Raw genomic sequence first — 24,958 nt, 5'->3', positions numbered from 1 at the left:
CCATGGCGCTGGGCACGCCCCTGCCCGCTCCCTGGCGGATCGTGGTCCAGGCGGGGTCGCTTGGGCTGGCCCATGGCTTTTGCATCGTGCTGGGCTTTGCCCTGGCGGTGCTGGCCTGGGGCCTGTGGGTGCCGACGTGGGATCCGCAAGTGCGCGAAACCACGATCACGTTCGATGATCCGGCGCTGCGCGGCCGATCGCTCAACGTCGCGCTGGTGTCCGATATCCACGTGGGCAATCACGGCATGACTGCTGCCCGGCTGGACCGGGTGGTGGACCAGATCATGGCGCGGCGGCCCGATGCCATCCTGCTGGCCGGCGATTTCGTGAACGGCGAATATCCCGGCGATCCGGCCATGCGCGTCGATCTGCTGGCTGCCCCGCTCTCGCGGCTGCATGCCCCGCTCGGGGTGTTTGCAGTGCTGGGCAACCACGATCGCATCACCGACCCTGCTGCCGTGCAGGCCGCGCTGACCCGCGCCGGGGTGACCGTGCTGGTGGACCAACTGGCTGCGCTGGGCCCGATCACGTTGATCGGGGTGGACGATGCCCTGCCCAAGCGCGCGCGGCTGCCGATCCTGATGACCCAGGCCCATGCCACGGGCCGCCCGCTGGTGGTGATGGAGCATGCGCCCAGCCTGCTGCGCCTGCTGGCGCCCGATGTGCCGGTGATCCTGGCCGGGCACACCCATTGCGGGCAGGTGCGTCTGCCCGGCTGGACCGGCGGCCGCAATCCCATCACCGGCACCACCTATTACAACCCGCGCTTCCGCTGCGGACTGGTCCGCTGGCGCAATCGCATCGTGCTGGTCAGCGGCGGCGTGGGATCGGGATCGTTCCCGCTGCGCATCGGCACGCGGCCGGATTTCTGGATGATCCGCTTTACCGGGCGATGATGAGAGGGCACCTGCAATGAAAGCCGCCGTGATCGTGGAACAGGGCCAGCCGCTGGCGATCGAAGACCTGGTGATCGACCAGCCGGGCCCGCACGAAGTGCTGATCCGCACGGTCGCCTGCGGCCTGTGCCATTCCGACCTGCATTTCATCGACGGCGCCTATCCCCACGCCCTGCCCGCCGTGCCAGGTCACGAGGCGGCGGGTATCGTGGAAGCGGTGGGCAGCCATGTGCAGCGGCTGAAAAAGGGCGATGCGGTGGTCACGTGCCTTTCTGCCTTTTGCGGAACCTGCGAATTCTGCGTTTCGGGCCGCATGGCGCTGTGCCTGGGCAGCGGCACGCGGCGTTCGCGCAAGGAGCCGCCGCGCCTGGCCCGCGCCGATGGCACGCCGGTGCAGCAGATGCTCAACCTTTCGGCGCTGGCCGAAATGATGCTGGTGCACGAGAACGCCTGCGTGGCGATCAGGCCCGACATGCCGCTCGACCGGGCGGCCCTGCTGGGCTGCGCGGTAACGACCGGGGCGGGCACGGTGTTCAATGCCTGCAAGCTGACGCCGGGCGAAAGCGTGGCGGTGATCGGGTGCGGCGGCGTGGGCCTGGCGGCGGTGAATGCCGCGCGCATTGCCGGGGCGGGCCGCATCATTGCGGCCGATCCTTCGCCGGAAAAGCGGGCGCTGGCCACGCAGATGGGCGCCACCGACACGATCGATCCCATTATCGATGGCGCGGCCGGCACGATCGTGGAACTGACCCGCGGCGGAGTGGACCACGCGATCGAGGCGGTGGGCCGCCCGGACTCCGGCGCGCTGGCGGTGAACGTGTTGCGCCGCGGCGGCACGGCCACGATCCTGGGCATGATGCCGCTCGATCACCAGGTTGGCCTTTCGGCAATGGACCTGCTTTCGGGCAAGAAACTGCAGGGCGCGCTGATGGGGATGAACCGCTTTCCGGTGGACCTGCCGCGCCTGGTCGATTTCTACATGAACGGCCTGCTGCGACTCGACGCGATGCTGACCATGCGGATCGGGCTTTCCCAAGTGAACGAAGGCTTTGCCGCAATGCGCCAGGGCGATGGCGCGCGGGCGGTGGTGCTGTTCGATGGGCCGTAATTCCGCTTAACCCCGCTTTCACGCAGGATTGGCGGCGCGCGGCCTATCCCTGCGGCATGCATGTGCCACAGGGGAAACCGATGCCTGCCATTCGCCGTCATGCCTGCGCACTACTGCCGGCGCTGGCGCTTGCCGTGCCCGCCGCCCATGGCGCCGAAGCCCAGGCGAAAAACGGGCCCAAGGATGGCCTGGCCATCTCGGGCCAGGTGCGCGTGCGCTATGAAGTGATCGACGGCCAGGCGCGGCCCAATGCCAACCTGACCGACCAGATCATCAACACCCGTGCCACGCTCAAGGCGGTGTGGACCAAAGGCCCCTGGCAAGTGGTGGGCGAGGTGTGGGACGCGCGCGTGTTCAACGAAAACCCCGGCACGCCGATCACCACGGGCGAAGTCAACGCGTTCGAACTCGTGCAAGGCTATGTCGGGCTCGACCTTCCCAATGCGCTGGGCAAGGGCAGCAAGCTGAATGTGAAGCTGGGACGCGAAACGCTCAACATCGGATCGCGCCGGCTGATCGCCGCCGACGATTATCGCAACACCATCAACAGCTATACCGGCCTGCACGCCGAAGCGTCCTGGCCCAGCGGCTGGCGCGCGTCGCTGGTCTATACCCTGCCCGACCAGCGCCTGCCGCTCGACCGGCGTGGCATGGAATCGCAGCATTTCGCCTGGGACCACGAAGGCTTCGACCTGCAATTGTGGGGCGGTTTCGTGGGCAAGGTGATTTCACCCAAGGGCGCGCCGGTCACGCTGGTGGAAGCGGGCCTCTTGCACCTGGGCGAGCGCGATCGCCCGGACACCCCCACGCGCGACCGTTCGCTCAACACCGCCAGCCTGCGCTTGGCGGCAGACCCGGCGCCGTCCCACCTCGATTACGAGTTGGAAGGCAATTACCAGTGGGGCGAGGAAGCCACCGTCACCGCCGCCAATGCCCCGCTGCTCCCGGTCAGCGCGGCCAACCTGCACGTCCGCCTGGGCTATACCTTTGCCGATCACGCCAAGACCCACCTCACCGCAGAGCTGGACTATGCCACCGGCGATACACCGGGCGGCACGATCACCCGGTACGATCCGCTCTATGCCACGCGGCGCAACGATTTTTCGCCAGGCGGGCTCTACAACGTGCCCTATCGCGCCAATATCGTGGCGCCGGGGCTGCGGCTGGAAGGCGCCCCGTCCAAGCGGTTCGACTATCTGCTGACCTGGCACCCGATGTGGCTGGCCAATGCGCGCGACGCGTTCGGCAGTTCGGGCGTCAAGAACGCGGCCGGCACCAGCGGCACCTTTGCCGGCCACCAGTTCGACACGCGCCTGCGCTATTGGGCCGTGCCCAAGCGGCTGCGCCTGGAATTCGACGGCGTATACTTGGCCAAAGGTGGCTTCATGCAGACCGCGCCCAATGCACAACCGGGGCAATCCACCACCTATGGCTCGTTCAACGTGACCGCGTTCTATTGACCGCGATCAGTGCTTGCCGCTGTTGCGGGCGATGAAAGCAGCCGTCGCATCGTGGAAGCCCTTGAGCGAGGCTTCGTTGGCATAGACCATGTGGCCCGAAGGGTAATAGGCATAGCTGATGTTGGCCTGCAGCGACGGCGCCATCGGCAGGTGACGCGCCTCGAACAACCCTTCGAAATAGGGCGTGGCAAGATCGTAATAGCCACCGGCCAGCAGCACCTTGAGCCCCGGGTTCTGCTTCATCGCATTGGCAAGATCGGGCATCACGTTGAGCGGGCCGCTTTCCGAACGGCTGCCATCGGGCAGGCGATGGGTCATGTCCCATTCCTCGTTGCCGGCAAAGGGCTTGTAGGTTTGCTGCGTCGTGTAATGCAGGCTGTCGCGCGCATAGGCGTTGAACGCCGAGATATAGGCCGAGCTGATTGCCGCGCTCTGCGGGTCATAGCCGGCTTCCTTGGCCGTGGGATCGAGCGTCGGGCCCGAAAAGCGCGTGTCGAGCCGGCCGGTCGTGAGCCCCTGCTCTTCCTGCATATGCTGCATCACCTGCCCCACATTGAGGCGCAGGTTTGAGCGCAGCCAGTAGTCCGCCGAAATGCCAGTGTAGCCGGCCAGGCGCTTGGCCATGTCCTGGCGCTGGGCATCGGGCAGCGTGCTGCCCTGCATCAGGGCCATGGCATAGTCGGTGGTGGCAAAGTGTTCCACTTCGCGCAAGAACGGTTCGAGTTCCGCCGGGCGCGTGCCGGCCAGGCGGTTGTGATACCACGCCGTGGCGGCCACCGTCGGCAGGCTGACGACATAGGCGTTGTCCACGCCGGGGTTGTTCTGCGGGCCATCGGCCGAAAGATCGAAGTTCAGGATCGCCGAAAGCAGCACGACGCCATTGAAATCAACCGAATCGTCCGATTGCAACGCGTTGACCAGGGCCGAGGCACGCGGCGTGCCATAGCTTTCGCCCAGCAGGAACTTGGGCGAATTCCAGCGGCCATGGTCAGACAGGAACGCCTTGATGAATTCGCGGAAGGCATGGACGTCCTGGTCCACGCCCCAGAACGCCTTTTCCTTGTCCTTGCCGGCAATGCGCGACCAGCCGGCCCCCGGCGCATCGATGAACACCAGGTCCGACGCGTCGAGCAGGCTATAGGCGTTGTCCACCAGGTTATAAGGCGCGGGCGGCGTGTGGCTGTCGTTGGCCGTGATCACCCGGCGCGGGCCGAACGCGCCCATGTGCAGCCACACCGTGGCCGAACCGGGGCCGCCGTTGAACAGGAAGGTGATCGGCCGATCGGCCGAAGGCGCGCCCTTCTTGAAATAGGCGGTGTAGAACATCGAGGCTTCGGCCGGGGCGTCCTTGGCCTCGTCCTTGCCCTTGCCGGCCGCGGCCTTTTCGCGCCAATCGGCATCGTCCCAATCGCCTTGGTGCACCACCACGGTGCCGGCTTCGGCGGTATAGTCGATCCGCTGGCCGCCCACCGTCACCGTGCCGGCCGACTGCACCTTGCGCGGCTGGAAGAAGCGCGTGGTGGTGGCGGTATCGGGATCGGGCACGCCGTCGGGATCATCGCTGCGGGCTGCGTCTGCCTTGGCATCGGCCTTCACCTCGGCCTTGGCCAGGGCCAGCGTGGGTTGCAAGGCAAGCAGCGAAACGGCGGCGGCAGCGAGCGACAGAGTGCGGCGCAAGGGGCAATTCCTTTTCAGGCGAAACCAGATTGGCGCGCATCGAACCCGCGCGGATGGCGGTGTCAAGCAATCGTTCCCACGCCGTTCGACGAACGACAAACCGCAGCCGACGAATGTTGCCGGTTGGTTGCGGGCCGTCAGGGTTTGCCGATCTGGGCGTTGGTGAGATTCGCGGTAAACGCGGGGGAAATCCGCCGCTCCATCGCGCGGCAGGCATCGGCATGGGCGATCAGGGCCTTGCTCGCCCGCTCCAGCACACGCGGCTGCAATGGTTCGGCGCCCGACAGCAGCGCTGCCATGCCCAGCTCGCTCTCACCGATCGCCTGCCCGGCCGCCTTGATCCCGCCCAGCAGATCGACCGCACGGGCAAACAGCGCGCGCTGGGCAAGCGGGTCCATGGGCTTTTGGGCGTTGGGCTGGCTCATGCCCCGCGTTGTGCGCGATGGGGCGGCCGGGGGGAAGTGGCGGTGTGGCGATGTCCCCGGAAAAGTCGCCGGCGCAGCGTTTTCATCAGGAAGCGCCACGCTTCCACCGCCCTCAACCCCCTCCTTACGAAAAGGAGGGGGCTTTCAGGGGCAGCTTACGCCGCTTCAGCTTTCTTTTCTGCGTGTTCCAGATTGAGCATTTCAGCCAGGAGGAACGCCAGTTCGATCGACTGCGCGGCGTTGAGGCGCGGGTCACAGTGGGTGTGGTAGCGGTCGGCCAGGCCTTCCTGGGTGATTGCCACGGCGCCGCCGGTGCATTCGGTCACGTCGCGGCCGGTCATTTCGATGTGGATGCCGCCGGCATGGGTGCCTTCGGCGCGGTGCACGGCAAAGAAGCCCTTCACTTCGCCCAGGATGCGGTCGAAGGGACGGGTCTTGTAGCCGTTGTCGGCCTTGATCACGTTGCCGTGCATCGGGTCGCAGCTCCACACCACCGGGTGCCCTTCGCGCTTCACCGCGCGCACCAGCGCGGGCAGGCCGGCTTCCACCTTGTCGTGGCCATAGCGGCTGATCAGGGTGATGCGCCCGGCTTCGCGCGCGGGGTTGAGCGTGTCGAGCATGCGCAGCAGCGCATCGGGGGTGAGGCTGGGGCCGCACTTCATGCCGATGGGATTGCCCACGCCGCGCAGGAATTCGACATGCGCCGATCCTTCGAAGCGGGTGCGATCGCCGATCCACAGCATGTGCGCGCTGGTGTCGTACCAGTCACCCGTCAGCGAATCCTGCCGCGTCATCGCCTCTTCATACGGCAGCAACAGCGCTTCGTGGCTGGTGTAGAAGTTCGTGCCCTGCAACTGCGGCACGCTCGACGGGTTGACCCCGCAGGCTTCCATGAAGTCCAGCGCTTCGCCGATCTTGTCGGCCATTTCGCCAAACTTGGTGGCCCAGGGGCTCTTGGCGATATGATCGAGCGTCCAGCCGTGGACCTGGCGCAAGTTGGCATAACCGCCGCCGGCAAAGGCGCGCAGCAGGTTGAGCGTGGCGGCCGCCTGGCTATAGGCGCGCAGCATCCGGTCGGGATCGGGAATCCGCTGCTCGGGCGTGAAATCGATGCCGTTGATGTTGTCGCCCAGATAGCTCGGCAGTTCCACATCGCCCTGGCGTTCCACCGGCGAAGAGCGCGGCTTGGCGAACTGGCCGGCCATGCGGCCAACTTTCACCACCGGCTGCTTGCTGGCAAAGGTGAGGACGACGGCCATCTGCAACAGCACCCGGAACGTGTCGCGGATGTTGTTGGGATGAAACTCGGCAAAACTTTCGGCGCAGTCCCCGCCCTGGAGCAGGAAACCCTTGCCCGCCGCCACCTGGGCCAGATCGGCCTTGAGCGCGCGTGCTTCGCCGGCAAAGACCAGCGGCGGAAAGCTTGTCAGGGTGCTTTCCACCGCGTTCAGCTTCTCCGCATCGGGATAGACGGGCAGATGCCGCGCCTCTTGATCCCGCCAGCTCTTTGCATTCCAGTTCTGTGCCACTGTCCTCTTTCCTTTCAAGACGCGCGGACATAGGCGCTGCCACGCCGGATTGCAAAGGAAGCCTTGCGGACACTGTGATCGACATTTTGTTGCGTGGGTGGAAGCAAATCCCCCTCACGGCGGCCTGCGGCCGCGCCGTTGCGCGTGCCCCCCTCCACGGCCTGCGGCCGCCACCTCCCCCCGCAATGCGGAGGGAGGATCCTTTGTCAGTTCTTGGGTTGGGGAACCACTTCGACACGCCACGAGCGGTCGTGCTGGAGATAGCGGGCGGCCAGCGCCTGCATCGCTTCGGGCGTGGTCTTGCTGTAATCGACCAGGATCGAGCGGATATCGTCGAACTTGCCCGGTTCCTGCGCGCCGCCGCCCAGCAGCGACATGTAGAAGCTGTTGCCCGTGCTGGCACGGGTGATCAACTGCTTGAGCGGTTCGGTCACGCGCGCGATCTCGTCCGGCGATGGCGGATAGGCGACAAGGTCGGATGCGATCTTGTCGGCCGAGGCGAAGAAGGCCGTAAGATCCTGCGGCCGCAACTGCACCGTGGCCCCCAGGTATCCGCCCGAAGGCAGGTCCATCGGCCACACCGATTCCACTTGCGGCGCATAGGACGCGCCGATCTTCTCGCGCATTTCATCGAACAGGCGATTGTTGACGATCTGCGCCAGGATTTCGAGCTGGCGCGATTCGTGGACCCCCGTGCGCCCGCCGCCCGTGGGCCACACGACCATGGCCGCCGCCGTGTTGGGATCGCCGCTGTGGGTGAGGACAACGGGCGTTTCGTTGTGGGCGGGCAGATGCGGATCGAGCGGCGGCGGCGTGGCCGCCACGCGCGGGGGCAGCGCACCGAACGTGGCGTTGAGCGCGTCGAGCGCCTGTTCGCGCGTGAAATCGCCGAACATGTCCACCTCGATCGGGCCTTGCGCCAGCAGGGGTTGCCACACGCGGCGGAAATCGTCGGCGGTGACGGTATCGAGCGCGGCCGGATCGGGGATCTTGTAGCGCGGATCCTTGTCCTTGAGCAGCCAGCCCATGTCCCGCTGCAACACCGCCTGGGGCGAAGAGCCGCTGGCGGCATATTGCAGCTTGGCCGCGGCCACCGCCCGCATGATCGGGTTTGCGTCCCACCGCGGCTGCGCCAGCTTGGCCGCGAACAGATAGAGCTGGTCCTTCAGGTCGGACGGGCGCGTATCGGCCGAAAACTCGAACGCGGTATCGTCGAGCTTGAAATTGAGGTTGAACTTGCGGCCCGTGGCCAGTTCGTCCATCGCATTGCGATCGACCTGGCCAAAGCCGGTTTCCATCAGCGCCATGTCCCCCAGCGGGGCATAGACTGCGTCCTTGGGGGCAATCGCGGCCAGGCCGCCGCCAAAGCGGATGCGGATGATGATCCGCCCCGGTTCGGCATCGTTGGCCCACAGCAGCGCCTTGACACCGTTCGACAGGGTAAGCCGCTCGATGCCCAGAACGCCGGTCTGCTCGGCCTGGGCCACGGTGCCCGGCACACCGATCGCGGGCAGTTGGGCAAAAGTCAGCTTGTCTGTCGGCAGGCGGATGCTGCTGGCCACCACCGGCTTGGCGGTCAGCGCCGCGCGCACGTCGGCATCGGTGGCGCCGGTATCGCGCGGGGTGGTGAGCATGCCGCGGATCGCGGTGCCCTTGAACAGCGCGCGGGTGTGTTCCAGCGCGGCCTGGGGCGTGAACAGGGGGATGGACTTCTGGAAGATGGTGTAGACGGTATCGGGGTTGGCCACCGTCTCGCGGATGTCCACCGCCTGGGTGATGTCGTCCGCCAGGTCTGACCCGGCCTGGGTCCGCTGGGTTTCCACCGGCACCTTGAACGACAGGTTGAATTCGGCCACTTCGCGATCGATGTCGGCCTGCGAGGGTGGCGAAGCGAGCGCATCGGCGATCACCGCGCGCACATCGGCCACGGCGGCCTTCCAATCGTCGCCCAGCGGGGTGACCGAAACCAGCGTGGTATCGGCAGAGCGCGCATAGTTCTGCTGGTCGATCGAAGCCGAGAGATAGCTGCCGCCGGCCCGCGCGCGCACCGCCAGGCGGCGATTGATCAGCGCCATGGCCAGGCGGTCGATCATCAGCCCCTGGTTATAGGCGATGGTATCGGCGTGCCGCTTCCACGGGCGCACGATGGCATAGTTGAACTGCAACGGAACGCTGGGTTCGACGATGACCTTGGCGCCGTCCACCGGATTGGCCGGATCGGTGCCCTTGGGGGCCACCGGCTTGCCGAAATCGACCGGCGCGGGCTTGGGCCCCTTGCCCGTCCACGGGCCGAACCACTTCTTGATCTGCTCGATCATCGCCTGCGGATCGGCATCGCCGGCCACCACGATGATCGTGTTGTCGGGCCGATACCACTTGTCGTGGAACGCCTTGATGCTTTCGGGCGTCGCGGCCTGAAGCGTTTCGACCGTGCCGATGGGCGAACGCGTGGCGGCCGGCTGGCCGGCAAAGAACAGCGCGCGGGTGGCATCGGAAACGCGGGTTTGCGGGCCGGAGCGCTCGCGCATTTCGGCCAGCACGATCGGCACTTCGGTCTTCACCCCCTGCGGCGTGAAGATCGGCGCGGCGATCATGCCCGACAGCAGCATGAACGTTTCGTCGAGCTTGGCCGGCGTGGCACCGGGCAGATCGAGCTTGTAGACGGTTTGCGTGCCGCTGGTTTCGGCGTTGGTGTCACTGCCGAACGTGGCGCCCAGGCGCTGCCAGGTGGGGATCGCTTCGCCAGACTTGAGATACTTGGAATCGCGGAACGTGAGATGCTCGATCAGGTGGGCAAAGCCCTGCTGCGCATCGGTTTCATAGAACGATCCGGCATCGACCAGCACGCGCACCGAAACCTGATCGGGCGGCACCCCGTTGTGGCGCACCGCATAGCGCAGGCCATTGGGCAGCCGGCCAAAGATCCATTCCTTGTCCTGCGGCACGTCGCTGCCGACGTAGAGCCAGTTCTGCGCCGTGTTGTCCACCGCCGTCGCCACCGGCGCAGCGCGTGCCACCGCCTGGACGGGAAATCCGGCTGGCGCCGTGGTGGCGAGCAGGGAAAGAACGAGAAAAGCGAAGCGCCGCGAGCGCCAGGTGTTCGATCGCATCCGCCATCTATAGGGAGGGGGTTTGTGAAGGGCCAGTGAATAGACTGGCCCTTCAGCGAGATCGTATCGCTATTTTACGCCGTTATGGCTTGGGCGTGGCAGCGGGAGCAGGAGCCGCCGGGGTGGCGGGGGCCGCGGGCTGTTCAGCGCCGGCCGGGCCGGTGCCGCCTTGCGCGGCAGCGGCGGCGGCGCGCATCTTTTCCACTTCGGCGGCGGTCTTGTAATCAACCAGTTCGACCTGGAACACGAGATCGGCATTGGCCGGGATGGTATCGCCCGCCCCTTGCGCGCCATAGCCGATCGCGGCCGGCACGCAGAAGCGCCAGGTGCTGCCCTTGGCCATCAGTTGCAGGCCTTCGGAAAAGCCGGGGATCACGCCTTCCACGGGAAAGGCGGCGGCGGTGTTCTGGTCGAACACGCGGCCGTCGGCTGCAAGATAGCCGATATAGTTGACCAGCACGTAATCGCCCTTGGCCGGATGCGCCGCTTCGGCCGAAGGCTTGAGCGTGACGGTGCCCAGGCCCGAGGTGGTCTTGGCGCTGCACTGGCGCTGGCCGGCGGGCACCACCGGCATCAGCGGCACGGGCAGGATCGCGGTGGACAGCGCCGCTGCGGCGGCCGGGCGGGCAGCGGCCTTGGCCGGGGCCTTGGCAGGCACTGCCAGGGCCGGGACGGCAAGCGCCGGCAGGGCGAGCAAGGCAGCGGAAACGAGCGTGGCGAAGCGCGCGCGGCGCGAGAAGGCAGTGATCATGGCGCGGTTCATAGCAGCCAGCCGGGCCCATTCCAGCGAAATAGCGCGCCAATCGCGGTTCCAGGGGCCCTCTGACCCCTCTCGCCCCTTGACCCATGCCCCCCCCGTCCTAAATGCAGACCATGTTCATCGAAACCGAAACCACGCCGAATCCGGCCACGCTCAAGTTCCTCCCGGGAGAACGGGTGATGGCCAGCGGCACGCGCTCGTTCACCTCGCCCGAAGAGGCCGAGGCCTCGCCCCTGGCGCAGGCCCTGTTTTCCCTGGGTGACGTGACCGAAGTGCTGTTCGGCCAGGAATTCGTGGCGGTAACGATCGCCCCGGGCGCGCAGTGGCCTGATGCCAAGCCGCAGGTGCTGGCGATCCTGCTCGATCACTTCGTGTCGCAGGCGCCGCTCTTTGCCGGCGGCAGCGCGGCCGAGATCGCAGTGCCCGGCGAGGACGAGGACCTGGGCGACGATCCGGCCGACGCCGATATCGTGGACCAGATCAAGGACCTGATCGAAACCCGCGTGCGTCCGGCCGTCGCCAACGATGGTGGTGACATCATCTACAAGGGTTTCCGCGAAGGCGTGGTCTACCTCAAGATGCAGGGCGCCTGTTCGGGCTGTCCTTCGTCCACCGCCACGCTCAAGCACGGGATCGAAAGCCTGCTCAAGCACTACGTGCCCGAAGTGACCGAAGTGCGCGCGGCCTGAGCGCAGCGACCCGACGATGGCCGATCCCGCTCCGTTCGACCCTGCTTGGTTCAACAGGCGCCGACTGGTGATCGACAGTGCCACCGAAAGCTGTTCGGTGGCACTTTTCGAAGATGATGTGCTGCTGGCCGGCGAATGCCTGATGCTCGGGCGCGGCCATGCCGAACGGTTGGTGCCGATGATCGCCGCCCTGCCCGACAAGGGGCGCGCCGGCACGATCTGGGTCGATAGCGGGCCGGGCAGCTTTACCGGCATCCGTGTCGGCCTGGCCGCAGCGCGCGCACTGGCCCTGGCCTGGAACGCCCGGGTTCTGGGTTACCAGAGCCTGGCCCTGGTGGCCGCCATGGCGCACGCCGGGCAGGACAGCCCCACCCCGGTCGATGTGGTCATGACCGGCGGCCACGGCGAATGGTTCTTCCGTCCGTTCGATGCCGCGGGCCAGCCGCTGGCCCCCCTGGTTTCCCTGCCCCCGCAAGACGTGCTGGCGCGGCTTGCCGCACCGCTGGTTGCCGGCAGCCAGGCCGATGCCTGCGCCGCGGCGCGGCCCGGCGTGGAAGCGCGCGCGCTGTGGCCTGATGCGCGCAGTGCCGGCCTGCTCGCACCGGGTCTGCTGTCCGATGGCGCAGCCCCAGCTTATGGCCGGGCGCCCGATGCGCGCCTGCCCGCCGCGGCTGCTGCCCTGCCCGCATGATGGCCTTGGCGTGACGAAGCCGGCATGACGGCACCCGTGGACGATCTCGACCGGATCATGGCCGTGATGACCGCGGCTTTTCCCCCCGACTATGGCGAAGCGTGGAATCGCCGGCAGGTGGGCGATGCCTTGCTGATTGGGCGCACTCGCTATGGCCTGATCGGTGCCGATGGCAGCGAATATCCTCTAGACGCGGAATCGACGGCCGGCTTTTTCTTGTCGCGCAGTATATTCGATGAAGAAGAACTGTTGCTGTTCGCTGTTGCACCGCAATACCGCCGGCGCGGCCTGGGCGACTCGCTTCTGACCCGTTTTATCGCCCAAGCGCGCGAGCTGGGCATGACGCGGCTTTTCCTGGAAATGCGCGAAGGCAATCCGGCCGGCTATCTATATCGCAAGCACGGATTCCAACCCATTGGAATTAGACCGGGTTACTATCGCAGCACGGCGGGCGAAAGGATTGCAGCAATCAGCCAGGAACTAAGACTGTGATTTGAAATTTTGGCAAATCAGCATTTTGTGAAATTTCGGTCATTTTGTCGAATACCGTAGCATCCTGTGGTTGTTTCTCGAATACAATGGCGTATAGACAGGCCACGCGCCTGACTAGTCGGGCTGCCGTCAAAACGTGTCGCACAGCAACATAGAACGAAAGCCGGATCGCAATGAGTGATATCGAAAATGATATGCGTGAAACCCTGATCACGCTAACCTCGGACATCGTTGCCGCCCATGTGAGCAACAACAGCGTCTCGGTGGGTGACCTGCCGGTCCTCATTTCCAATGTCTATTCGGCGCTCGCCGGCCTCAAGCCGTCGGAACCCGTGGCCGAACCCGCGCCCGAACCTGCCGTTTCGATCCGCGCTTCGGTCAAGAACGACCACATCGTGTGCCTGGAAGACGGCAAGAAGCTCAAGATGCTCAAGCGTCACCTGGCCACGCGCTACAACATGACGCCCGAACAGTATCGCGCCCGCTGGAACCTGCCGGCCGATTATCCCATGGTTGCCCCGGCCTATGCCGAAAAGCGCCGCGAACTGGCCAAGAAGATTGGCCTTGGTCGCAAGCCGGCCGCTGCCCCTGCCCCCGCCAAGCGCGGTCGCAAGGCTGCTGCAACGGCCTGATCGGGTGTGCGGGCCGTTTCCGGCTCGCCTACCGGCAATTTCGGCCCGGCGGGCAGTGGCGCATGGCGCTGCATGTCCGCCGGGCTTTTGCATGCCGGAAAGGTTGCTTGAATTGGGCCGTGGGTGATCGATTTTGCGCTCTTCCACAGCGCCTTGCCACGGCCCCTGCGGTTCTGGCCGCTTGGCCGGTTAACAAGCCCTGCCAATTCCCCTATATGGGTGGCGAAGCAATCAGAATGACGAGAACAGCGTGCACCGAGTGATCGATCTCGAAGCCCTTTGCGCCGAACGTGGCCTGCGCATTACCGACCAGCGCCGCGTGATCGCGCAAGTGCTGTCGGAAAGCACGGATCATCCCGATGTGGAAAAGCTGCACGAGCGGGCCTCTGCCCGCGACCCGCGCATTTCGATCGCCACCGTCTATCGCACCGTGCGCCTGTTCGAAGAGGCCGGCATTCTCGATCGCCATGATTTCGGCGATGGCCGCGCCCGCTATGAAGCGACACCCGAAGCGCACCACGACCACCTGATCGACGTGGAAACCGGCAAAGTGATCGAATTCGTCGATCCCGAACTCGAACAGTTGCAGCGGCAGATCGCGGAAAAGCTGGGCTATCGCCTGGTCGATCACCGCATGGAACTCTACGGCGTGAAGCTCGGCCGAGAGAGCTGATCCTCCCATGCCCCGCCCCCGCAGCATCGGACCGGAACGCGGTTCCCCCATCGGCGCGCTGGGCAAGCTGCGCATCTTCTGGCGTGCCCTTGGCATCATCCTGACGCTGCTGGTCTGCGTGCCGCTGCACTATGTGTGGCGCACCATCCACTACGGCTCCCCGCTGCCGCGCGTGTTCCTGTACCTGACCGCACGCCTGTGCGGGGCGCGGGTGCGGGTCCACGGCACGCCGCTGCGGCGCGACGTGTTCTATATCAGCAACCACCTGTCGTGGGTGGATATCCTGGCGCTGGGCGGCGCGAGCGGCACTGCATTCGTGTCCAAGGCTGAAATCGGCCAGTCGCCGGTGGTGGGCTGGCTGTCGCGGCTCAACCGCACGGTCTTCGTCAGCCGCGAAGACCGCCTGGGCGTGGCCGAACAGATCAACCGCCTGCGCGAGGCATTGGCCGACAACTGGGCCATCACGGTTTTCCCCGAAGGCACCACCACCGACGGGCAATCGCTGCTGCCGTTCAAGACCTCGATGCTGCGCGTGCTGGAACCGCCGCCGCCCGGCGTGCTGGTGCAGCCGGTGGTGCTCGACTATGGCGCCGTGGCGGAATGGATCGGCTGGATCGGCACCGAGGGCGGCATGGCCAATGCCATGCGCATCCTTGCCCGGCGCGGCGCGTTCCGCCTCGACATCCATTTCCTCGACCCGTTCGATCCGCGCGATTTCCCCGGCCGCAAGGCGATTGCCGCCGAAGCGCGCAACCGCATCGTGCCCGCCATGGAACGCAACCTGGGCAAGCCGCTGCGCCCGTTCCACCTGGACGTGCCACAAGTGGGCTATAGCCGCGAGAAGCACGACCGCGCGGCATGATGCGGCTGGCGGGGGGCTTCGCACGCGCGCAAGACAGTTCCAATTGCCGCCCGATTGCCTTATGGGGCGCGGCTTATGCCCGCAGAGAATCCCCCCCGGACGTTTCACGTCAAGAGCTTCGGCTGCCAGATGAACGTCTATGACGGCGAGCGCATGGCCGAATTGCTGACCGCGCAAGGCATGACTGCGACCGCAGAACGCGATGGCGCCGACCTTGTCGTGCTCAACACCTGCCACATCCGCGAAAAGGCCACCGAAAAGGTCTATTCCGACATCGGCCGCCTGCGCCGGGACGATGGCAGCGTGCCGCTGATCGCCGTGGCCGGCTGCGTGGCCCAGGCCGAGGGCGAGGAAATCATGAAGCGCGCGCCGTCGGTCAAGGTCGTGGTGGGGCCGCAGGCCTATCACCGCCTGCCCGACATGGTGGCCGACGCTGCCGCAGGCAAGAGCGGCACCGAAACGGATATGCCGGCCGAGGCGAAGTTCGCCGCGCTGCCCAAGCGCCGCCGTTCCGGCCCCAGCGCGTTCCTGACCGTGCAGGAAGGCTGTGACAAGTTCTGCACCTATTGCGTGGTGCCCTATACGCGCGGCGCGGAAATCTCGCGTCCGTTCACCGATCTGGTGGAGGAAGCCAAGCTGCTGGTGGCCGGTGGCGCGCGCGAGATCACGCTGCTGGGCCAGAACGTGAATGCCTGGAGCGGGCAGGACGACAAGGGCCGCGCCATCGGCCTGGACGGCCTGATCCGCGTGCTGGCGGCAGAGCCGGACCTGGCGCGCATCCGCTATACCACCAGCCATCCCAACGACATGAGCGACGGGTTGATTGCCGCGCATGGCGAGATCGACAAGCTGATGCCGTTCCTGCACTTGCCGGTGCAGGCGGGCAACGATCGCGTGCTCAAGGCGATGAACCGCAGCCACACGGTGGAAAGCTATCTGAAGATCCTCGATCGCGTGCGCGCCGCCCGGCCCGACATCGCGCTGTCGGGCGATTTCATCGTCGGCTTTCCCGGCGAGACCGAGGCCGAGTTCCAGGACACGCTCGATCTGGTCGCCACGGTGCGCCATGCCCAGGCCTTCAGCTTCAAGTATTCGCCCCGCCCCGGCACCCCGGCCGCGACGATGGACGGCCAGGTCGCAGCCGAGGTCATGGACGAGCGGCTGAAACGGCTGCAGGCCGCGTTGGTGCGCGATGCCACCGCGTTCAACCAGGCCAGCGTGGGCAGGCGCTGCCAGGTTCTGGTGGAACGGCGCGGGCGCCATCCCGGCCAGTGGCTGGGCAAGTCCCCCTGGCTGCAATCGGTGCATTTCACCGGAGAGGTGGCAATCGGCGATCTCGTCACGGTCGATCTGGTGGAAGCAGGGCCCAATTCGCTCGCCGGCCAACTGGTGGCCTGAACGCCGGCGCTTGTCGGCATGAAAAGGCCCCCGCCGCATCACGCGACGGGGGCCTTTGCTTTGTCAGCTCAGCGCCAGGCCTCAGCCATGGTGGTGATGGTGGCGGTAGGCGTGACGGATCTTGTGGTGCATCACCTTGCGATCATGGCGCAGTTCGCGGGCGTCGTGGCGCACTTCGTGACGGGCAACGCGGGCGGCGCGTTCGTTGCCATGCGCACGGGCGACGGCCAGGCGTTCGCGATCGTGGCGGAATTCGGCGCGGTCATGGCGCACTTCGTGGCGGGCGGCGGCAACTGCGGGGGTCTGGACCGGCTGGGCATTGGCCATGGCCGGGGCAACCACGGGAGCGAGAACGGCGGCAGCGACAATGGCGAGGACGAACTTGCGCATGGGGGTAACTCCTTGATCGGCCGAGGTTGGCAGACACTTGGGGCAGAGCGCCTTGGCGTGTCCGTCGGCCATGAAGCGGTTATGGCGCGCAGCGGCTGAACGCGTGCCGAAGGATTGCGCAAGAAACCGCTCAGGTTTGTCGTGCCCTGGCAGCAAAGTGTCGCGGTCTCGTTACCTATGACAGGCATTTTACGATTGCGGCGCTTGCACCGCGCCGATCACACCTTACACTTGCATAGAGAGTTCGATGAAAGGAGCGCGAAAACCCCATCCCATGGCTCGCAAATTCCCCCGCGCCCACGAAGAGGCGCATCGCGACATGACCTTCGACCGCCCCGGGCACCGTGCCGGAATAACCGGAGATGCCGGGGCAAGGGCCGGGGCCAGGCCGGAAAGTCCACGGCGCGCGCGCGTGGAAGTGGAATTTGAAGAGCAGACGATGCTGGGTGCGCTGTTCGGGCAGTTCGATACCAACCTGGTGCAGATCGAAAACCGCCTGGGCGTGTATATTTCCGCGCGCGGCAACAAGGTCTTGATCGAAGGGCCAGAAGACGCCGTGGCCCGCGCCCGCGACGTGCTCAAGGGCCTGTACCAGCGCCTCAACACCGGACACGAAATCGATAGCGGCGCACTGGAGTCCCTTATTGCGATGAGCGCGGAACCCACCCTGGAAGGCATCATCACCGGCACGCCCGGCAATGCCCCGCCGATCATGATCCGCACCCGCCGCAAGACGATCGTGCCGCGTTCGGCCACGCAGATCTCCTATATGCAGGCGCTGGTGAAGAACGACGTGATCTTTGCCCTGGGGCCGGCGGGCACCGGCAAGACCTACCTGGCCGTGGCCCAGGCCGTGGCCCAGTTGATGACCGGATCGGTACAGCGCCTGATCCTGTCGCGTCCGGCAGTGGAAGCGGGCGAACGGCTGGGCTTTCTGCCGGGCGACATGAAGGAAAAGGTCGATCCCTATCTGCGCCCGCTCTACGATGCGCTCTATGACTGCATGCCGCCCGAACAGGTGGAGCGGCGCATCGCCAGCGGCGAAATCGAGATTGCCCCTATCGCCTTCATGCGCGGGCGCACGCTGGCCGATGCCTTTGTCATCCTGGACGAAGCGCAGAACACCACGCCGGCGCAGATGAAGATGTTCCTCACCCGCTTTGGCCAGAACAGCCGCATGGTGGTGTGCGGCGATCCCAAGCAGGTCGATCTTCCCGGCGGCGTGGCGGCCAGCGGGCTGGCCGATGCCGTGGGCCGGCTGGAGGGCGTGGACGGGATCGGCGTGGTTCATTTCAGCCGCGCCGACGTGGTGCGCCACCCGATCGTGGGGCGGATCGTGGAAGCCTATGAGGGGAACGAGGCCTGATCTTGCGCTGTGGCTCCACCACACCCAACCCGCTCCCCTGAAGAGGAGGGGGCGAGGGGGTGGTGGAAACCTCGCGCGAGGCCGATATTGCATTTTTTGCACATGGCGGCTGGCGCACCCTGCGCCACCATGCCAAAGCGAATCGCCTCCCCCCAATTGTACAGGCCCCCGCATGACCGCGCCGATTCTGGAAATCGACATCGATCCCATCTGGGGAGACGCCACCGATTGGGAGGCATTGGCCAACCGTGCCGCCGAAGCGGCCGCCAAGGTGGCACCCGAACTGGCGCATCCCAACCTGCTGGTCAGCCTGGTCCTGGCCGACGACGAGGAAGTGCACGCACTCAACAAGCAGTGGCGGGCGAAGGACAAGCCGACCAATGTCCTCTCGTTTCCGATGCTTGCCCGCGAGGATGTGCTGCGTGCCGCAGCCGATGAAGGCGCGCCGGGCATGCTTGGCGACCTGATCCTGGCCCAGGGCGTCTGCGCGCGCGAGGCGGCCGAAAAGGGTGTTTCGGTGGAAACCCACGCCACCCACCTGGTGGTCCACGGGCTGCTGCACCTGGCTGGCTACGATCACGAAGAGGGCGAGGCCCAGGCCGAGGAAATGGAAGACCTGGAGCGGAAGGCGCTTGCCTTGCTGGGCCTGGCCGACCCATATGCATGATGGTTTCTGAAACGGGGAAAGGAACGATGTCCGTGCCCGAGGGCAATGGGCCAAGCGGCGAAGGCCGTTCTGGCGAAGGAGACAGTAGCGGCGCGCTGTGGCGCGTGATCAAGGCCTTTTTCAAGGGGCCCGACCATGATCAATCGCTGCGGGCGCAGATCGAGGAAGCGATCGAAGAGCACGAGCACGAACCCGGCCACATCGAGGGCGCCGATGGCGACCTGGTGCCGGTGGAACGCCAGATGCTCAAGAACCTGCTCCATTTCAGCGAACGCGATGCCGACGATGTCGCCATCCCGCGCGGGCAGATCATCGCCATTCCGGCCTCATCCACCTTTGCCGAGGTGGTCGCCGCCTTTGCCGAGCATGGCCACAGCCGCCTGCCGGTCTATGGCGAATCGCTCGATGAAGTGCAGGGCATGATGCACATCAAGGACGTGTTCCCGTTCCTGGCGGACATGGCCCTGAAAGGCGCGCCCGCGCCGGCCGATTGGACCACGCTGATGCGCCAGCCGCTGTTCGTGCCCCAGGCACGCGGCGCGATCGACGTGCTGGCCGACATGCGCAGCAGCCGCACCCACCTGGCCGTGGTGATCGACGAATATTCCGGCACCGACGGGATCGTGACGTTCGAGGATCTGGTCGAGGAAATCGTCGGCGACGTGGAAGACGAGCACGACGACGCGCCCGAAGTGCTGCTCAACCAGCTCGATCCCGATACCTGGGATGCCGATGCGCGCGCCGAACTGGAAGACGTGGCGCAAACGATCGACCCGCGCCTTGCCGAAGTGGAGGAAGATGTCGACACGCTCGGCGGCCTTGCCGTGGTATTGGCCGGCGAAGTGCCGCCGGTGGGCCGTGTGCTGGAACACGAATCCGGCTGGCGCCTGGAAGTGACCGGGGGCGACGAACGCCGCCTGACCCGCATCCGCCTGCATGCCCCCTCCACTGCCCTTGCCGAAGAAGAAGAAGACGCCTGATGATCCGCCGCCTGCCTCCGCTGCGTTCGCTGGAAGCCTTCATCCGCGTGGTGCGCGCGGGATCTGCCAAGACGGCGGCGGCGGAACTGGCGCTCAGCCCCTCGGCCCTGTCGCGGCGGCTGGCGGCACTGGAAGAATTCGTGGGCAAGCCGCTGTTCGAGCGCAAGCACCAGGCGCTCAAGCTGACCGAAGACGGGCAGACGCTGTATGATGCCGTGGCCCCGCTGATCGACGAGATGGCCGACCGGATCGACCGCATGATCGACACCGGCAAGGTCATGCGCCTGCGCCTGGGCGTGCTGCCGCTGTTCGGCAGCCAGCGCCTGTTCCCGCGCCTGGGCGAATTGCGCAAGCTGCACCCGCAACTGCATATCGACATCGACAGCTCCACCGCGGCGGAAACCAAGCTGGGCGATACGATCGACGCGGCCATCGTCCTTTCCGAAGGGCCCGATGCCACGCTGCATTCGGTGCGGCTTGATCACAACCGCGTCTATGCCATCGCCAGCAAGCAACTGGCCGAGGAACTGGGCGACCGGCCCGACATGGCCAAGCTCGCCAAGCAGACGTTCCTGGTCCACAACGACTTGCCTGCCAGCTTCGAAGCGTGGAAGCGCACGCTGCACCTGGAAGCGCTGGAACCGGCGGCGATCGACCATTTCGATTCGGGCCAGCTGATCCTGGAAGCCGCCGCGCAAGGGCTGGGCATCGCGATCATGCACGACGATCACTTTAGCCGAAGCCACGATCCCCGCTTGGCCCGGGTCTATGACATCGAGGTGGACAGCCCTTATTCCTACTGGTTCGTCTGCCGCCCGCGCGCGCTACAATCGCGCCCGGTGCGCTTGTTCCATGATTGGATGCTGAAGGCGGGGCTTTAGGCCCACGCCCCTCCACCACCGCTTCACGGCGGTCCCCCTCCCCGCCTTCGGCAGGGAGGAACCGGAAATTCCTCCCCATCCCCGATGGGGAGGTGGCGGCCGCAGGCCGACAGAGGGGCACCCCCTCACCCCGCCAGCATCGTGCCCTTTTCGACGAAACGCTGGTGCCATGACAACGCCTCGCGCAGCAGCGAGGGCGAATGCTTGCCATAGGAATCGCGCAGGGCACGTGCGTAGTAATCGGCCAGCTGGTCGCGGTAGAGCGGGTGGACGCAGTTGGCGATGACCTTTTCCGCGCGCTGCTTGGGCGCCAACCCGCGCAAGTCGGCCAGGCCCTGGTCGGTGACGATCACCTGCACGTCCTGGTCGATATGGTCGACATGGCTGACCTGGGGCACGATCGTGGAAATCGCCCCGCCCTTGGCCACCGAAGGCGCCATGAAGATCGAGATATAGGCATTGCGCGCAAAGTCGCCCGAGCCGCCGATGCCGTTCTGGATGCGCGAGCCCATCAGGTGGGTGGAGTTGACGTTGCCATAGAGATCGGCCTCGATCATGCCGTTCATGGCCAGGCAGCCCAGGCGGCGCACCAGTTCGGGGTGGTTGGAAATCTCCTGCGGGCGCAACACGATGCGATTGCGGTAGCGGTGCATTTCGGCATTGAGCGCTTCGGCCGCATCGGGGCTGAGCGAAAAGGCCGTGGCCGAAGCCATCGCCAGCTTGCCCGATGCCAGCAGTTCGAGCATGCCGTCCTGAAGCACTTCGGTATAAGCGGTCATTGGTTCGAACGGGCTGTCCATCAGCCCGTGCAGCACGGCATTGGCGATATTGCCCACGCCCGACTGGATCGGCAGCAGGCTGCGCGGCAGGCGGCCCACGGTGACTTCGTGCTCCAGGAACGCCAGCAGATGGCCGGCAATGGCGCGGGCGGCATCGTCAGGCGCCTTGAACGGGGCATTGCGATCGGGCGTGTCGGTGGCAACCACCGCCACCACCTTGGCCGGATCGATGCGGAACGTGGGCTGGCCGATGCGATCATCGGGATGGGTCAGCGGGATCGGCTGGCGGTGCGGCGGCAGCGCCGTGCCGTAATAGATGTCGTGCATCCCGTGCAGCGCTTCGTGCTGCCAGGAATTGACCTCCAGGATGATCTTGCCCGCGCGGTCCAGCCAGGTCTTGTTGTTGCCCACCGAAGAGGACGGCACCACGCTGCCATCGGGCAGGATTGCCGAGACTTCCAACAGCGCCACGTCGAGCGGGCCGAGGAAGCCCTGCCAGGCCACCGGCGCCACCTGGCTCAGGTGCATGTCGAAATACTGCACGGTGCCCGCGTTGATTTGTTCGCGCACCAAGGGATCGGAATTGTAGGGCAGGCGGAAATCGATGCCCTTGGCCCGCGCTAGCGCGCCATCGAGTTCGGGGCCGGTGGAAGCGCCGGTCCAGACCTTGATGGCATAGGGATCGCCCGCCGCGTGCGCTGCTTCCATGTGCCGCGCCAGGGCCTGGGGCACCGCCTTGGGATAGCCCGCGCCGGTAAAGCCACTCATCCCCACGACCGCGCCAGGGCCGATCAGGCTTGCGGCATCGTCCGCGCTCATCAGGCGGGCACGATAATCGGGATGGGCAATGCGCGCGGTGGAAACGGGTGCTGACGAAACGGGGGCGTTCATGGGGGGCTCCTCTCGGGTTCGGTCTGCCCTTGCCCCTAGGCCGATGTGCCCATTCCGGCAGCAAAAAAGGCGGGGACCAGCCCCGCCTTTCCCTGATATGATACAGGTTTCGTCTCAGAACCGAGACAGCGCCCGATCGTCGCTCTGGCTCAGGCCGCCTGAACGGTCGCCTTGCGGATCACGCCCGGGTTTGCCGGCGGCTCGCCCTTGGGCAGCGCGTCGATCAGGTCCATGCCGCTCTCCACTTCGCCCCACACGGTGTATTGGCGATCGAGGAAGCGCGCGTCGTCAAAGCAGATGAAGAACTGGCTGTTGGCCGAGTGCGGATAGCTGGTGCGGGCCATCGAGCACACGCCGCGCACGTGCGGCTGGTCGTTGAATTCGGCCTTGAGGTCCGGCTTGTCGGAGCCGCCCATGCCGGTGCCCTGGGGGCAGCCGCCCTGCGCCATGAAGCCGGGGATCACGCGGTGGAACTTCACGCCATCGTAAAAGCCTTCCGAGGCCAGTTCCTTGATGCGTTCCACGTGGCCGGGGGCCAGATCGGGACGCAGCTTGATCACCACATCGCCCGAATCCAGCGACAGGACCAGTTTTTCTTCAGACATCGACCACTCTTCCTTGGCAAACAATGCCGCCGATATAGGCAATCTGCCGGCAAAGTCACGCTGCACTGCATCATTGCATTTGCCGGATGATCGCCTATCCCGGCCCATGATGGATGAAGCCGCGCACCGGGACGACGAACCGCAGATCGACACCGACACCGTGATGGTGGCGGCGCCCGATCCTGTGCGCAATTCGCAGGAGCTGGACGAGGAAGACAACACGCTGCGCCCCTCGTTCCTGCGCAAGGTGACCGAAGCGCTGGACGAGGCCGACCAGGAAACCGTCTATAACCTGGTCGAGCCGCTGCACCCGGCCGACATTGCCGACTTGTTCGAGCTGATCGAGCAGGAATATCGGGCGCCGCTCGCCCGCGCGATCAACGACCTTCTGGGGTCGGAAGTGCTGGCCGAATTGAACGACTGGGTGCGTGATGCGCTGGTCGACGATCTGGAGCCGGACGAAGTTGCCGATCTTGCCGAGCAGATGGAGACGGACGACGCCGTCGCCCTGATCGAAGATCTCGACGAGGAAGACCAGGCTGCGGTCCTGGCCGAGATGGAGCCGGAAGACCGCGCAGCGATCGAAAGCGCGCTGTCCTACCCGGAAGAATCCGCCGGCCGCCTGATGAGCCGCGACGTGATCGCGGTGCCCGAACACCTGAGCGTGGGCGACCTGATCGATTACTTGCGCCGCGACGACGATGACCTTGCCACCGAATTCTGGGAAGTGTTCATCGTTGACGTGAAGCACCGCCCCGTGGGCACGTGCATGCTGTCCTGGCTGCTGCGCGCGCCGCGCAGCGTGGCCCTGGCCGATGTGATGAAGCGCGACCAGACGCTGATTCCCGTGACCATGGACCAGGAGGAAGTGGCCCTCCGCTTCCAGAAATACGCGCTGATCTCGGCCGCCGTGGTGGACGACAGTGGCCGCCTGGTCGGCCAGATCACGGTGGACGACGTGGTCCACATCATCCAGGAAGAAGCCAGCGAAGACATCCTGCGTCTTTCGGGCGCGGGCGACGGCGACATCAACGAGCCGATCGCCTTGACCGTGCGCACGCGCCTGTCGTGGCTGGTGGTGAACCTGGGCACAGCGATCATCGCCGCGTCGGTGGTGGGCCTGTTCCAGGGCGCGATCGCCCGCTTTGCCCTGCTCGCCGTGCTGATGCCGATCGTTTCGGGCATGGGGGGCAACGCCGGCACGCAAACCCTGGCCGTGGTGGTGCGCGCGATTGCCACCAACCAGCTGACCAGTTCCAACACCGTGCGCATGATCCTGCGCGAATTGCGCATTGCGCTGGCCAACGGGCTGTCGCTGGGCGTGCTGATCGGGGTGGGCACCACGCTGATCTTCGGCAACCCGCATCTGGGCGCGGTGATCGCGGCGGCGATGGTCATCAACAATCTGGTGGCCGGGCTGGCCGGAATCATGGTTCCCGTCACGCTCGATCGGCTGCGTGTGGATCCGGCTGTCTCTTCGGCCGTATTCGTCACGATGGCGACCGATGTCATGGGGTTCTTCTCGTTCCTGGGGCTGGCGGTCGTTACCGGACTTGCCGCCTGATACCGATCGGAAGACCTGCAAATGCCCTTGCACATGACCAAGGTGGCCTATGGCGCCCAATCGCTGGCCGAAGTCCACGAATGGTTTTCCGCCGGGCGGCGGCACGGTGCCGATGGCGTGGCGCGCCTGACCACGCGCAATTGCCCCCGCCGCCATGCCGAGATGATCGGCGGCTCGCTCTATTGGATCTTGAAGCATCAGCTCGTCGCCCGCAGCGAGATCCTGGGCTTTGAAGAGGCCGAAGGCGGCCGCACCAACATCCTGGTGTCCACCCGCCTGATCGACGTGGTGCCCAAGCCGCGCCGCGCGCACCAGGGCTGGCGCTATCTGGAACCAGGCGATGCGCCGGCCGATCTGGGCGATGGCGAAGCGGGCGATGTCTTGCCAGCGGAGATTGCCGGGGAATTGGCCAAGCTGGGACTGGTTTGAAGCG

Annotated in this window: 24 protein-coding genes; 16 read left to right on the top strand and 8 right to left on the bottom strand. The window is 65.9% G+C overall.

What is annotated here, in order from left to right; genetic code table 11:
• Nucleotides 1–2: 2 nt before the first annotated feature.
• The 3 genes from FHW94_RS02800 (at nt 3) to FHW94_RS02790 (ending at nt 3,464) form a co-directional block, all read left to right on the top strand.
• Complete coding sequence (locus FHW94_RS02800; protein ID WP_168554248.1) at nt 3–896, top strand: metallophosphoesterase; 894 nt, start codon at nt 3–5, stop codon at nt 894–896.
• 16 nt (nt 897–912) lie between these two features.
• Nucleotides 913–2,004, top strand: coding sequence for a Zn-dependent alcohol dehydrogenase (locus FHW94_RS02795; RefSeq protein ID WP_168554247.1), 1,092 nt, complete (start codon nt 913–915; stop codon nt 2,002–2,004).
• Between the two features lie 80 nt (nt 2,005–2,084).
• Nucleotides 2,085–3,464, top strand: a complete 1,380-nt coding sequence (locus tag FHW94_RS02790) for an alginate export family protein (RefSeq protein ID WP_168554246.1) — start codon at nt 2,085–2,087, stop codon at nt 3,462–3,464.
• Between the two features lie 6 nt (nt 3,465–3,470).
• On the opposite strand, the gene FHW94_RS02785 is transcribed toward FHW94_RS02790, so the two are convergent.
• The 5 genes from FHW94_RS02785 to FHW94_RS02765 all read right to left on the bottom strand — a co-directional run bounded on the left by FHW94_RS02785 (nt 3,471) and on the right by FHW94_RS02765 (nt 10,956).
• Entirely contained in the window at nt 3,471–5,141 is a 1,671-nt protein-coding gene (locus FHW94_RS02785) for a peptidase S10 (protein WP_168554245.1), read from the bottom strand.
• A 137-nt stretch (nt 5,142–5,278) separates the two neighbouring features.
• Nucleotides 5,279–5,566: a hypothetical protein gene (locus tag FHW94_RS02780; RefSeq protein WP_168553768.1), complete on the bottom strand. Its 288-nt coding sequence runs from the start codon at nt 5,564–5,566 to the stop codon at nt 5,279–5,281.
• Between the two features lie 155 nt (nt 5,567–5,721).
• Nucleotides 5,722–7,095: a 3-deoxy-7-phosphoheptulonate synthase class II gene (locus FHW94_RS02775; RefSeq protein ID WP_168554244.1), complete on the bottom strand. Its 1,374-nt coding sequence runs from the start codon at nt 7,093–7,095 to the stop codon at nt 5,722–5,724.
• A 206-nt stretch (nt 7,096–7,301) separates the two neighbouring features.
• Nucleotides 7,302–10,205: a M16 family metallopeptidase gene (locus FHW94_RS02770; protein WP_168554243.1), complete on the bottom strand. Its 2,904-nt coding sequence runs from the start codon at nt 10,203–10,205 to the stop codon at nt 7,302–7,304.
• Nucleotides 10,206–10,287: 82 nt separating this feature from the next.
• Nucleotides 10,288–10,956 (bottom strand): FKBP-type peptidyl-prolyl cis-trans isomerase, encoded by a 669-nt coding sequence (locus FHW94_RS02765; protein WP_168554242.1) that lies wholly within the window; start codon nt 10,954–10,956, stop codon nt 10,288–10,290.
• 122 nt (nt 10,957–11,078) lie between these two features.
• On the opposite strand from FHW94_RS02765, the gene FHW94_RS02760 reads away from it, so the two are divergent.
• The 7 genes from FHW94_RS02760 (at nt 11,079) to miaB (ending at nt 16,402) form a co-directional block, all read left to right on the top strand.
• Nucleotides 11,079–11,654, top strand: coding sequence for a NifU family protein (locus FHW94_RS02760; RefSeq protein ID WP_168554241.1), 576 nt, complete (start codon nt 11,079–11,081; stop codon nt 11,652–11,654).
• Nucleotides 11,655–11,670: 16 nt separating this feature from the next.
• Nucleotides 11,671–12,345 carry a tRNA (adenosine(37)-N6)-threonylcarbamoyltransferase complex dimerization subunit type 1 TsaB gene (gene tsaB / locus FHW94_RS02755; RefSeq protein ID WP_168554240.1) on the top strand — a complete coding sequence of 225 codons (675 nt, stop codon included), beginning with the start codon at nt 11,671–11,673 and terminating at the stop codon, nt 12,343–12,345.
• A 24-nt stretch (nt 12,346–12,369) separates the two neighbouring features.
• A complete protein-coding gene (locus FHW94_RS02750; RefSeq protein ID WP_168554239.1) occupies nt 12,370–12,837 on the top strand; it encodes a GNAT family N-acetyltransferase in 468 nt (155 codons plus the stop codon).
• Nucleotides 12,838–13,010: 173 nt separating this feature from the next.
• Nucleotides 13,011–13,469 (top strand): MucR family transcriptional regulator, encoded by a 459-nt coding sequence (locus tag FHW94_RS02745; protein ID WP_168554238.1) that lies wholly within the window; start codon nt 13,011–13,013, stop codon nt 13,467–13,469.
• A gap of 250 nt (nt 13,470–13,719) precedes the next feature.
• Entirely contained in the window at nt 13,720–14,142 is a 423-nt protein-coding gene (locus FHW94_RS02740; protein WP_168554237.1) for a Fur family transcriptional regulator, read from the top strand.
• Nucleotides 14,143–14,149: 7 nt separating this feature from the next.
• Nucleotides 14,150–15,004 (top strand): lysophospholipid acyltransferase family protein, encoded by an 855-nt coding sequence (locus tag FHW94_RS02735; RefSeq protein ID WP_168554236.1) that lies wholly within the window; start codon nt 14,150–14,152, stop codon nt 15,002–15,004.
• A gap of 75 nt (nt 15,005–15,079) precedes the next feature.
• Nucleotides 15,080–16,402: a tRNA (N6-isopentenyl adenosine(37)-C2)-methylthiotransferase MiaB gene (miaB, locus tag FHW94_RS02730; protein ID WP_168554235.1), complete on the top strand. Its 1,323-nt coding sequence runs from the start codon at nt 15,080–15,082 to the stop codon at nt 16,400–16,402.
• A gap of 81 nt (nt 16,403–16,483) precedes the next feature.
• On the opposite strand, the gene FHW94_RS02725 is transcribed toward miaB, so the two are convergent.
• Nucleotides 16,484–16,792: a hypothetical protein gene (locus tag FHW94_RS02725; protein ID WP_168554234.1), complete on the bottom strand. Its 309-nt coding sequence runs from the start codon at nt 16,790–16,792 to the stop codon at nt 16,484–16,486.
• Between the two features lie 319 nt (nt 16,793–17,111).
• Here FHW94_RS02725 and FHW94_RS02720 point away from each other — a divergent pair, with 319 nt between their 5' ends.
• The 4 genes from FHW94_RS02720 to FHW94_RS02705 all read left to right on the top strand — a co-directional run bounded on the left by FHW94_RS02720 (nt 17,112) and on the right by FHW94_RS02705 (nt 20,686).
• The gene (locus FHW94_RS02720) at nt 17,112–18,158 is read left to right on the top strand and encodes a PhoH family protein (protein WP_168554233.1); all 1,047 of its coding nucleotides are present in this window, start codon (nt 17,112–17,114) and stop codon (nt 18,156–18,158) included.
• Between the two features lie 172 nt (nt 18,159–18,330).
• Nucleotides 18,331–18,825 (top strand): rRNA maturation RNase YbeY, encoded by a 495-nt coding sequence (ybeY, locus tag FHW94_RS02715; protein WP_168554232.1) that lies wholly within the window; start codon nt 18,331–18,333, stop codon nt 18,823–18,825.
• A gap of 26 nt (nt 18,826–18,851) precedes the next feature.
• Nucleotides 18,852–19,805 (top strand): hemolysin family protein, encoded by a 954-nt coding sequence (locus tag FHW94_RS02710; RefSeq protein ID WP_168554231.1) that lies wholly within the window; start codon nt 18,852–18,854, stop codon nt 19,803–19,805.
• A complete protein-coding gene (locus FHW94_RS02705; RefSeq protein ID WP_168554230.1) occupies nt 19,805–20,686 on the top strand; it encodes a LysR substrate-binding domain-containing protein in 882 nt (293 codons plus the stop codon). The genes FHW94_RS02710 and FHW94_RS02705 overlap by 1 nt, the downstream gene beginning before the upstream one ends.
• Nucleotides 20,687–20,811: 125 nt before the next feature.
• Here FHW94_RS02705 and FHW94_RS02700 read toward each other — a convergent pair whose 3' ends face one another.
• Together FHW94_RS02700 and FHW94_RS02695 are read right to left on the bottom strand one after the other, a co-directional pair.
• The gene (locus tag FHW94_RS02700) at nt 20,812–22,356 is read right to left on the bottom strand and encodes an acetyl-CoA hydrolase/transferase family protein (RefSeq protein WP_168554229.1); all 1,545 of its coding nucleotides are present in this window, start codon (nt 22,354–22,356) and stop codon (nt 20,812–20,814) included.
• Between the two features lie 149 nt (nt 22,357–22,505).
• The gene (locus FHW94_RS02695; RefSeq protein WP_168554228.1) at nt 22,506–22,961 is read right to left on the bottom strand and encodes a peptidylprolyl isomerase; all 456 of its coding nucleotides are present in this window, start codon (nt 22,959–22,961) and stop codon (nt 22,506–22,508) included.
• Nucleotides 22,962–23,124: 163 nt separating this feature from the next.
• On the opposite strand from FHW94_RS02695, the gene mgtE reads away from it, so the two are divergent.
• Complete coding sequence (gene mgtE, locus FHW94_RS02690) at nt 23,125–24,525, top strand: magnesium transporter (protein ID WP_168555423.1); 1,401 nt, start codon at nt 23,125–23,127, stop codon at nt 24,523–24,525.
• Nucleotides 24,526–24,546: 21 nt separating this feature from the next.
• On the top strand, nt 24,547–24,954 hold the full coding sequence (locus FHW94_RS02685; protein WP_168554227.1) for a DUF1489 domain-containing protein: 408 nt from the start codon (nt 24,547–24,549) through the stop codon (nt 24,952–24,954).
• The last annotated feature ends 4 nt before the right edge of the window (nt 24,955–24,958 follow it).

The sequence above is a fragment of the Novosphingobium sp. SG720 genome, from assembly GCF_012275365.1.
GTDB lineage: Bacteria > Pseudomonadota > Alphaproteobacteria > Sphingomonadales > Sphingomonadaceae > Novosphingobium > Novosphingobium rhizosphaerae.
This window is presented reverse-complemented; position numbering and strand designations above follow the sequence as displayed.

Bases quoted from the DNA above. Each gene is read 5' to 3' on its own strand.
- FHW94_RS02800 (WP_168554248.1), top strand. From the start codon at position 3: ATGGCGCTGGGCACGCCCCTGCCCGCTCCCTGGCGGATCGTGGTCCAG.
- FHW94_RS02795 (WP_168554247.1), top strand. From the start codon at position 913: ATGAAAGCCGCCGTGATCGTGGAACAGGGCCAGCCGCTGGCGATCGAA.
- FHW94_RS02790 (WP_168554246.1), top strand. From the start codon at position 2,085: ATGCCTGCCATTCGCCGTCATGCCTGCGCACTACTGCCGGCGCTGGCG.
- FHW94_RS02780 (WP_168553768.1), bottom strand. From the start codon at position 5,566: ATGAGCCAGCCCAACGCCCAAAAGCCCATGGACCCGCTTGCCCAGCGC.
- FHW94_RS02770 (WP_168554243.1), bottom strand. From the start codon at position 10,205: ATGCGATCGAACACCTGGCGCTCGCGGCGCTTCGCTTTTCTCGTTCTT.
- FHW94_RS02765 (WP_168554242.1), bottom strand. From the start codon at position 10,956: ATGATCACTGCCTTCTCGCGCCGCGCGCGCTTCGCCACGCTCGTTTCC.
- FHW94_RS02760 (WP_168554241.1), top strand. From the start codon at position 11,079: ATGTTCATCGAAACCGAAACCACGCCGAATCCGGCCACGCTCAAGTTC.
- tsaB (WP_168554240.1), top strand. From the start codon at position 11,671: ATGGCCGATCCCGCTCCGTTCGACCCTGCTTGGTTCAACAGGCGCCGA.
- FHW94_RS02750 (WP_168554239.1), top strand. From the start codon at position 12,370: ATGACGGCACCCGTGGACGATCTCGACCGGATCATGGCCGTGATGACC.
- FHW94_RS02745 (WP_168554238.1), top strand. From the start codon at position 13,011: ATGAGTGATATCGAAAATGATATGCGTGAAACCCTGATCACGCTAACC.
- FHW94_RS02735 (WP_168554236.1), top strand. From the start codon at position 14,150: ATGCCCCGCCCCCGCAGCATCGGACCGGAACGCGGTTCCCCCATCGGC.
- miaB (WP_168554235.1), top strand. From the start codon at position 15,080: ATGCCCGCAGAGAATCCCCCCCGGACGTTTCACGTCAAGAGCTTCGGC.
- FHW94_RS02725 (WP_168554234.1), bottom strand. From the start codon at position 16,792: ATGCGCAAGTTCGTCCTCGCCATTGTCGCTGCCGCCGTTCTCGCTCCC.
- FHW94_RS02720 (WP_168554233.1), top strand. From the start codon at position 17,112: ATGACCTTCGACCGCCCCGGGCACCGTGCCGGAATAACCGGAGATGCC.
- ybeY (WP_168554232.1), top strand. From the start codon at position 18,331: ATGACCGCGCCGATTCTGGAAATCGACATCGATCCCATCTGGGGAGAC.
- FHW94_RS02710 (WP_168554231.1), top strand. From the start codon at position 18,852: ATGTCCGTGCCCGAGGGCAATGGGCCAAGCGGCGAAGGCCGTTCTGGC.
- FHW94_RS02705 (WP_168554230.1), top strand. From the start codon at position 19,805: ATGATCCGCCGCCTGCCTCCGCTGCGTTCGCTGGAAGCCTTCATCCGC.
- FHW94_RS02700 (WP_168554229.1), bottom strand. From the start codon at position 22,356: ATGAACGCCCCCGTTTCGTCAGCACCCGTTTCCACCGCGCGCATTGCC.
- FHW94_RS02695 (WP_168554228.1), bottom strand. From the start codon at position 22,961: ATGTCTGAAGAAAAACTGGTCCTGTCGCTGGATTCGGGCGATGTGGTG.
- mgtE (WP_168555423.1), top strand. From the start codon at position 23,125: ATGGTGGCGGCGCCCGATCCTGTGCGCAATTCGCAGGAGCTGGACGAG.
- FHW94_RS02685 (WP_168554227.1), top strand. From the start codon at position 24,547: ATGCCCTTGCACATGACCAAGGTGGCCTATGGCGCCCAATCGCTGGCC.